The sequence below is a fragment of the Pseudomonas sp. FSL W5-0299 genome (assembly GCF_005930655.1).
Lineage (GTDB): Bacteria > Pseudomonadota > Gammaproteobacteria > Pseudomonadales > Pseudomonadaceae > Aquipseudomonas > Aquipseudomonas mandelii.
In genome coordinates this window covers 49,926-57,153 of sequence record NZ_RXHX01000039.1, presented here as the reverse complement: position 1 = coordinate 57,153, position 7,228 = coordinate 49,926, and the positions used below count along the sequence as shown (strand labels likewise).

The window sequence follows — 7,228 nt, the reverse complement described above, 5'->3', positions numbered from 1 at the left end:
GATGCTGAGAAGGATTTGGCGTTTCATGATGGTGTGCTCCGGGGTGTAGTTGTTTGGTATGGAGGCGATGTTACGCCGCGGATTTTTTATGAGAACTTCATTGAGGTGATGGTGAACATCGACGGCATTGATAGGTGACACGTTCCCCCTCACGCGGGCGTGATGGTTCAGTCGTCGGATGGCGGCGGCGGGGTCGATCGGCGCTTCTACACTGGATAGCTGGCGCGTGCCTTTACCTTCGAGGAGTCGATCATGAGTGCCAGTTCCCATGCTCCCGAGCACACCGGCCTGCTGCTGGTGGATCCTTACAACGACTTCCTCAGCGAAGGCGGCAAACTGCATGGCCGCGCTCAACCGGTGGCTGACAGCGTCGGTACGCTGGCCAACCTGAAAACCGTGGTGGCGGCTGTTCGCAAGGCCGGCATCCAGGTTTTCTATGTTCCGCATCACCGCGCCGAGCCCGATGAACTGGCGCGCTGGAAACACCCCAGTCCCTATCAACAAGGCGCCAGCCGTGCGCAAGTATTTGCCGCCGGAACCTGGGGCGGGGAATGGCACCCGGATTTCCAGCCACAGGCCGGTGACGTGATCGTCAAGGAACACTGGGGCGGCAGTGGTTTTGCCAACACCGATCTGGACTATCTGCTCAAACAGCACGGGATCAACAAGGTTGTGGTGGTGGGGATGCTCGCCAATACGTGCATCGAAAGCACCGCCAGGTTCGCCGCCGAACTGGGCTATCACGTCACGCTGGTGCGCGACGCCACGGCCGCGTTCAGTGCCGAGGCCATGCACGCCGCGCATGAGATCAATGGACCGACGTATGCCCACTCGATTGTCACGACGGCGGAGTTGATCGCGGCGCTCGGTTGATCGCGCTCAGATGACTTTCACTGCCCGACCGATGAATTGAATCGGCCCGGTCGGCTTGCCGATCGGTGAGCCCTGCGGATTTTCCAGGGTCAGCTCGAACAGTTGATTGGGTTGCAGTGGCGGCAATTTGTCGAGCGGAATCGATAGGGTCTGTCCCGGTTTGACCAAGCCCAGAGACACCGGTCCTTGCCAGTCATCGGCCTTGGTCCAGAACTCGAGCGCCTTGTCGGCCGGGACCTCAATGACACCCAGCGGAATCAGCTGGATTTCCCTCGGGTTGCTGGCCTGGATCACCCAGCCAGGTGCCTTGTCCTGAGGACCGACCAACACCACCAGGTAGGTAGGCTTGACGGTGGTTTGCGTCAGCATCAATGCGCCGAGCAGCAACGTGGCCGCCAGCCCTGCACCGGCGAGCCCGCGCCAGAGCGGCAACAGATTCCACCAGGATAAAGACTGAGCCGCGATGAGCGACGGTGGCCGTGTCACCTTGTTCACGCTGCGCTCGATACGCTGCCAAAGGTAGGGTGACGGCGGGTGAGGTTCTGCCAGATCGGTCAGGCCGAGCAGGCGACGCTCCCAGGCGTCCACGGCGGCCCGCAAATCAGGTTCGTCGCGCAGGCGCTGTCGGACCTGGGTGCGAAGCTCTGCGGACAGGGTGCCCAACACATATTCGCTGGCCAGTTCGTCGAGTTCTTCCGGGGTTTCATTCGTCGGTTTGCTGATCATCCCATGCACTCCCGCAGTGCCGTCAGGCTCCGCTTGATCCAGGCTTTGACGGTGCCCAGCGGGGTGCCGAGTTTGTGTGAGATTTCAGTATGAGAATATCCGTCGACGTAGGCATGCAGGATACAGGCGCGCCTTGCAGGCTCCAGTTGTTCCAGGCACTGATGAATGCGCCCGGAATGAGCCTGGGCATCGAAGGTTGCCGTGTCGTCCACCCCATCGAAATCACCTTGAATCTCGCGGCTGTTGTCACGGATGAAATTCAGGGCCAGATGTCGCGTCAAACTGAATATCCAGCCCCGCGCCGATCCTCGCGCCGGGTCGAACTGCGCGGCGCCATTCCATATCTTGATGAAGGCATCGTGGACGATGTCTTCCGCCAGCGCAGTGTCACGCACCAGGCGTTTGGCAACGCCCAGCAGGCGCGGACTCTCCTGCACATACAAATCACGCAGGGCCTGACGCTCACCGCGAGCGCAGGCGGCGATATGGGCTTCGTAATCGAAAAGAGTTTCGGGTAAGGACACTGAGTTCAGCCGTCAATAATGGGCAGCAGCCCCGGGCCATCGGACCGGGGCCAATGCTGAGCAGCGTAGACCAATTTCCCGCAGGCCTGGTTTCAGTTGGCCGCCCAAAAAATGTAATCCGCCTGGTACTTCACTATTTCTTGCTTGCCCTTGTTGGCCGCCGAGCATTCAGCGCTCGGAGCCACGCCACCTTTGAGGGCGACGCGCTGGATGTAGCTGACGCCGGTCATTGCGCCTTTTCCTTCGGCCGGGTTGGCCTTGACCAATTGATAGGGCAGGTTGCCCGGACTCGAAGGCGCGACAGCCAGTTGAGTGCCGGTGACTTTCGAGCCGTCTTTCGCCTGCCAGGTGGCGGGCGGTCCGAAATAGGTGCCGACCTGTTTGCCGCTGCGATCATTGAGTACCGCTTTGGGGCCGACAAAGAACCATTCGGTCTGGCCGGCGGCATTGACCTTGTCACGGCATTCGTAAGTGATCTCGCCGACACCGGTGGTTTCCAGGGCGACCTTGTGCCCGTCCGGGACCTTGATACTGTCGGGCAGACCTGACTGGGCGTAGGCCATTGGGCCCGCGACGAACAAACCGGCAAGGCAAATCAGCTGTTTGGCATTCATGAATAGCGCTCCGTAAATGAGTAATCTGCTCGGCAGCCTCAGGGGCTGCTACTGGTACTACCCATCGGAAAGCGATTTGGATGCAGTGGCATAAAAAGAAATTTTCCAGCATGGTCAGTATCAGATGCTACAAAGAGACACTCTTGAAGGGGGGTGCTTATGTACCAGCTCTACGGACACCAGAATTCCGGCGCCGCCGCGATAGAGGCCGCCCTCGAACTCTGTGAAATCCCTTATCGTTTTATCGACGTCGAGTCGTCTGCGGAGGCTGCCAAAGCCCTGGAGAAACTCAACCCGCTCAAGCAGATTCCCACCTTGCAATTGCCCGACGGCAGCGTCCTCACCGAAAGCGCGGCGATCCTGATACATCTGGGGCTCGCGTTTCCCGAGTCAAACCTGCTGTCGAACACGCCCGCCGAGCGTGATCAAGCGATCCGGGGCCTGGTGTACATCGTCAGCAATTGCTATGCGGCCATCGGCATCATCGATTACCCCGAGCGCTGGCTGATCGAGCCGAATCAATCGGCCATGGAAAACCTCATGGCCGGCGCCCGTCGACGGTTGCACTGGAGTTGGGAGGTGTTTGCCGATCAGTTCTCGGGCGAGTTGTACCTGGACGACGAGACGCCTGGGGCGCTGGATGTGCTGGCGGCGGTGGTGACGCGATGGGCGGGCAGTCGTGAGCATCTGCGCAATGCCCGACCCGGTTTTTATGCGTGGCTGACGCGAATCGACCGCCACCCGACGCTGGCACCGGTTTTCGCCCGGCATTGGCCAACCTGAAAAATCACGTAAATCAAATGTAGGAGCGAGCCTGCTCGCGATGGCGGTGGATCAGTCAATACAAGTGTCGACTGACACACCGCCTTCGCGAGCAGGCTCGCTCCCACAGGGAAACTGCGTAATTTCAGAGTCACTCGCCGCGAATGTACTGCTCCAACTGGCGAATCAATTCAGCCTGTTCGGCGATGGCTTCCTTGACCAGGTCGCCGATCGACAGCAAGCCGATCAACTTGCCGTTTTCCACCACAGGCAGGTGGCGCAGGCGTCTGTCGGACATGATGCCCAGGCAGGTATCAACGGTTTGATGGGTGTCCACGGTGATCACCGGCGACACCATGATGTCGCGAACCGGCGTGCCCACCGAAGAACGGCCATGCAGCACCAGTTTGCGCGCGTAGTCCCGCTCGCTGATGATCCCCAGCACTTCGTCATTCTCCACCACCAACAAGGCGCCGACGTTTTTTTCGGCCATCTTCATCAGGGCTTCGAGCACCATGTGATCGGGTTTGATCTGGTGCACTTCCTGATTTTTCTGATCTTTCAACTTGAGCAGTTGGGCGACGGTTTTCATGATGGCTTCTCAGGTGTTGTCGTTGTTATTGAAGAATCGTAGACCCAGGCGCCGAGGGCAAGGCGGAAAGCGGCAGAAAACGCGCAAAAAACGTCATTCGACGGATTTTCTTCGGTTAACCGGAAGTTTTTCGCTGATCCATGGGCTGAACTCAGCCCCCTGTGGGAGTGAGCCTGCTCGCGATAGCGCAGGGTCGGCCAATACAAGCGGTGACGGATGCACCGCCATCGCGAGCAGGCTCGCTCCCAAAGGGGTTGCATTCAGCTCAGAGAGGGCTATCCCCCGCGATGACGCGTAGAATTGCCGCTTGAATCAAATCTTGAGGTTGCAGTGGTGGATTTACAGCAGGGCTTCGTCCTGACCCGGCATTGGCGCGACACCCCGGCCGGTACGCAAGTCGAGTTCTGGCTGGCGACCGACGCCGGTCCCCAACGTATCCGTCTGCCACATCAACCGTCGGTGGCATTTATCCCGGCGGCCCGGCGCGAGCAAGCCGAGGCTGTTTTGCGCGGCGAAAAAAATGTCGAGCTCAAGCCATTGGCCCTTCAGGATTTCGAGCACCGCCCGGTGCTCGGCCTGTATTGCCAGCAACATGGTCAGTTGATGCGCCTGGAAACCGCGCTGCGCAAAGCCGGCGTCGAGATGTTCGAAGCTGACGTGCGCCCGCCGGAACGCTACATGATGGAGCGTTTCATCACCGCGCCGGTCCTTTTTGGTGGCACGCCAGGGTCCGAAGGCCTGCTGCTCGACGCGCAGATGAAACCCGCTCCCGACTACCGGCCCAACCTCAGGCTGGTGTCCCTGGACATCGAAACCACGGCTCAGGGCGAGTTGTATTCCATTGCCCTGGAAGGCTGCGGCGAGCGCCAGGTCTACATGCTTGGTCCGCCCAATGGCGATGACAGCGCGGTGGATTTCCAACTCGACTACTGCGACTCCCGAACCGTCCTGCTGAAAAAGCTCAACGAATGGTTCGCCCGCCATGACCCCGACGCGATCATTGGCTGGAACGTCGTGCAGTTCGACCTGCGCGTGCTGCACCAGCACGCCCGTCAGCTGGGTGTACCGCTGAAACTGGGGCGCGGCGGCGAAGAAATGCAATGGCGCGAGCACGGCAGCCGCAACCATTACTTCGCCTCCGCCGCCGGCCGGTTGATCATCGACGGCATCGAATCCCTGCGCTCGGCGACCTGGAGCTTCCCCTCGTTCAGCCTGGAAAACGTCGCGCAAACCCTGCTCGGCGAGGGCAAGGCGATCAGTACGCCGTACCAGCGCATGGACGAAATCAACCGCATGTTCGCCGAGGACAAGCCGGCACTCGCCACGTACAACCTCAAGGACTGCGAGCTGGTGACGCGGATTTTCGCCAAGACCGAGCTGCTGACCTTCCTCCTGGAACGGGCCAGCGTTACTGGTTTGCCGGCGGACCGCAGTGGCGGTTCGGTGGCGGCGTTCACCCACCTGTACATGCCGCTGATGCACCGACAGGGTTTCGTGGCGCCGAATCTGGGCAACAAGCCCGCGCAGGCCAGCCCCGGCGGTTTTGTCATGGATTCGCAGCCGGGCTTGTACGAGTCGGTGCTGGTACTCGACTACAAAAGCCTCTATCCGTCGATTATCCGCACTTTCCTGATTGATCCGGTCGGGCTGATCGAAGGCTTGCAGCATCCCGAAGACAGCGAGTCCGTGCCGGGTTTTCGCGGTGCGCGTTTTTCCAGGACCCGGCATTGCCTGCCGGCGATCGTCGCGCGGGTAGCCGAAGGCCGCGAGACCGCCAAGCGCGAGCACAACGCGCCGTTGTCGCAAGCGCTGAAGATCATCATGAACGCCTTCTATGGAGTGCTCGGTTCCAGCGGCTGTCGCTTCTTCGATACGCGTCTGGCGTCGTCCATCACCTTGCGCGGCCATGAGATCATGCTGCGCACCCGGCAGCTGATCGAAGCCCAGGGGCACACGGTGATTTACGGCGACACCGACTCGACGTTCGTCTGGCTGCGTCGTGCCCACGGCCAGGAAGAGGCCGCGCAGATCGGCCGCGCGCTGGTGGACCACGTCAACCAGTGGTGGCGCGAGCATGTGCAACAGGAATACGGGCTGGAAAGCGCTCTGGAATTGCAGTTCGAGACCCACTACAAACGCTTTCTGATGCCGACGATTCGCGGCGCCGAGGAGGGCAGCAAGAAGCGTTACGCCGGGCTGGTCACCCGCGCCGATGGCACTGACGAAATGGTCTACAAGGGCCTGGAAACCGTGCGCACCGACTGGTCGCCGCTGGCCCGGCAATTCCAGCAGGAACTGTACTCACGGATTTTCCATCGCCAGCCCTATCAGGATTACGTGCGCGACTACGTGCGCAAGACCCTGGCCGGCGAGTTCGACGACCGCCTGATCTACCGCAAGCGCCTGCGCCGTACTCTGGATGACTATGAACGCAACGTGCCGCCCCACGTCCGTGCGGCGCGGATCGCCGATGACTACAACGACCAGCAGGGCCGCCCCCGGCAATACCAGAACGGCGGCTGGATCAGCTACGTGATCAGCGTCGCCGGGCCCGAACCGCTGGAGATTCGCAGCGCGCCCATCGACTACGACCATTACGTCACCCGGCAATTGCAACCGGTGGCGGATGCGATTCTGCCCTTCGTGGACGACGACTTTTCAACCTTGATTGGTGGGCAACTGGGCTTGTTTTGAGTCCAGCAGCTGCAGCGTCCAGTCATCCCGTATGCCGTGAAAGTATTGATCCAGTGCCTTATGGAACACGCTGCCCTTGGGGGCGATTTGGGCGAACAGGGTCATCGACGAGTGAAACTTGAGGTTGTCGGGGTGTCCAAAAATCTCGGCGATCGAGCGTTGTTTGATGTCCAGGACCAATTGAGTGCAGGTTCGCAGTCGAGCGCCCAGCGTTGGATGCTCAAGATAGGCCACGGCTTCCTCGCGGGAGCGGATCGCGTAATGTCGAGACATCTGGCTACCGCCCAATCCGGCGAACTGCGGAAAAACAAACCACATCCAGTGCCGGCGCTTGCGGCCGGCTTTCAACTCTTCCCGGACCCACTCGAACACGGGGTCTTGTGCTTGCACAAAGCGTGGCAAATTGAAGTCGTCGAGCTGATCAGTGCTTCTCATGCAGAAGC

8 protein-coding genes are annotated in these 7,228 nt (G+C 60.4%); 3 read left to right on the top strand and 5 right to left on the bottom strand.

Annotated features, from left to right (window positions below; all coding sequences use genetic code 11):
• Positions 1–252 precede the first annotated feature (252 nt).
• Entirely contained in the window at positions 253–873 is a 621-nt protein-coding gene (locus tag FHL16_RS29000; protein WP_077750020.1) for an isochorismatase family cysteine hydrolase, read from the top strand.
• A gap of 6 nt (positions 874–879) precedes the next feature.
• On the opposite strand, the gene FHL16_RS28995 is transcribed toward FHL16_RS29000, so the two are convergent.
• The 3 genes from FHL16_RS28995 to FHL16_RS28985 all read right to left on the bottom strand — a co-directional run bounded on the left by FHL16_RS28995 (position 880) and on the right by FHL16_RS28985 (position 2,737).
• On the bottom strand, positions 880–1,599 hold the full coding sequence (locus tag FHL16_RS28995) for an anti-sigma factor (protein WP_077750019.1): 720 nt from the start codon (positions 1,597–1,599) through the stop codon (positions 880–882).
• Entirely contained in the window at positions 1,596–2,123 is a 528-nt protein-coding gene (locus tag FHL16_RS28990; RefSeq protein ID WP_010458612.1) for a sigma-70 family RNA polymerase sigma factor, read from the bottom strand. The genes FHL16_RS28995 and FHL16_RS28990 overlap by 4 nt, the downstream gene beginning before the upstream one ends.
• A gap of 92 nt (positions 2,124–2,215) precedes the next feature.
• On the bottom strand, positions 2,216–2,737 hold the full coding sequence (locus FHL16_RS28985; RefSeq protein ID WP_010458614.1) for a DUF3455 domain-containing protein: 522 nt from the start codon (positions 2,735–2,737) through the stop codon (positions 2,216–2,218).
• A gap of 159 nt (positions 2,738–2,896) precedes the next feature.
• Here FHL16_RS28985 and FHL16_RS28980 point away from each other — a divergent pair, with 159 nt between their 5' ends.
• On the top strand, positions 2,897–3,520 hold the full coding sequence (locus FHL16_RS28980) for a glutathione S-transferase (protein WP_010458616.1): 624 nt from the start codon (positions 2,897–2,899) through the stop codon (positions 3,518–3,520).
• Positions 3,521–3,650: 130 nt separating this feature from the next.
• Here the strand turns inward: FHL16_RS28980 and FHL16_RS28975 are convergent, their stop codons facing one another.
• The gene (locus tag FHL16_RS28975) at positions 3,651–4,091 is read right to left on the bottom strand and encodes a CBS domain-containing protein (RefSeq protein ID WP_007944798.1); all 441 of its coding nucleotides are present in this window, start codon (positions 4,089–4,091) and stop codon (positions 3,651–3,653) included.
• Positions 4,092–4,424: 333 nt separating this feature from the next.
• Here FHL16_RS28975 and FHL16_RS28970 point away from each other — a divergent pair, with 333 nt between their 5' ends.
• On the top strand, positions 4,425–6,785 hold the full coding sequence (locus FHL16_RS28970; protein WP_177346261.1) for a DNA polymerase II: 2,361 nt from the start codon (positions 4,425–4,427) through the stop codon (positions 6,783–6,785).
• On the opposite strand, the gene FHL16_RS28965 is transcribed toward FHL16_RS28970, so the two are convergent.
• Positions 6,750–7,220 carry a DUF1810 domain-containing protein gene (locus FHL16_RS28965; protein WP_010458619.1) on the bottom strand — a complete coding sequence of 157 codons (471 nt, stop codon included), beginning with the start codon at positions 7,218–7,220 and terminating at the stop codon, positions 6,750–6,752. The two genes, FHL16_RS28970 and FHL16_RS28965, sit on opposite strands and share 36 nt — an antisense overlap.
• Positions 7,221–7,228 lie beyond the last annotated feature (8 nt).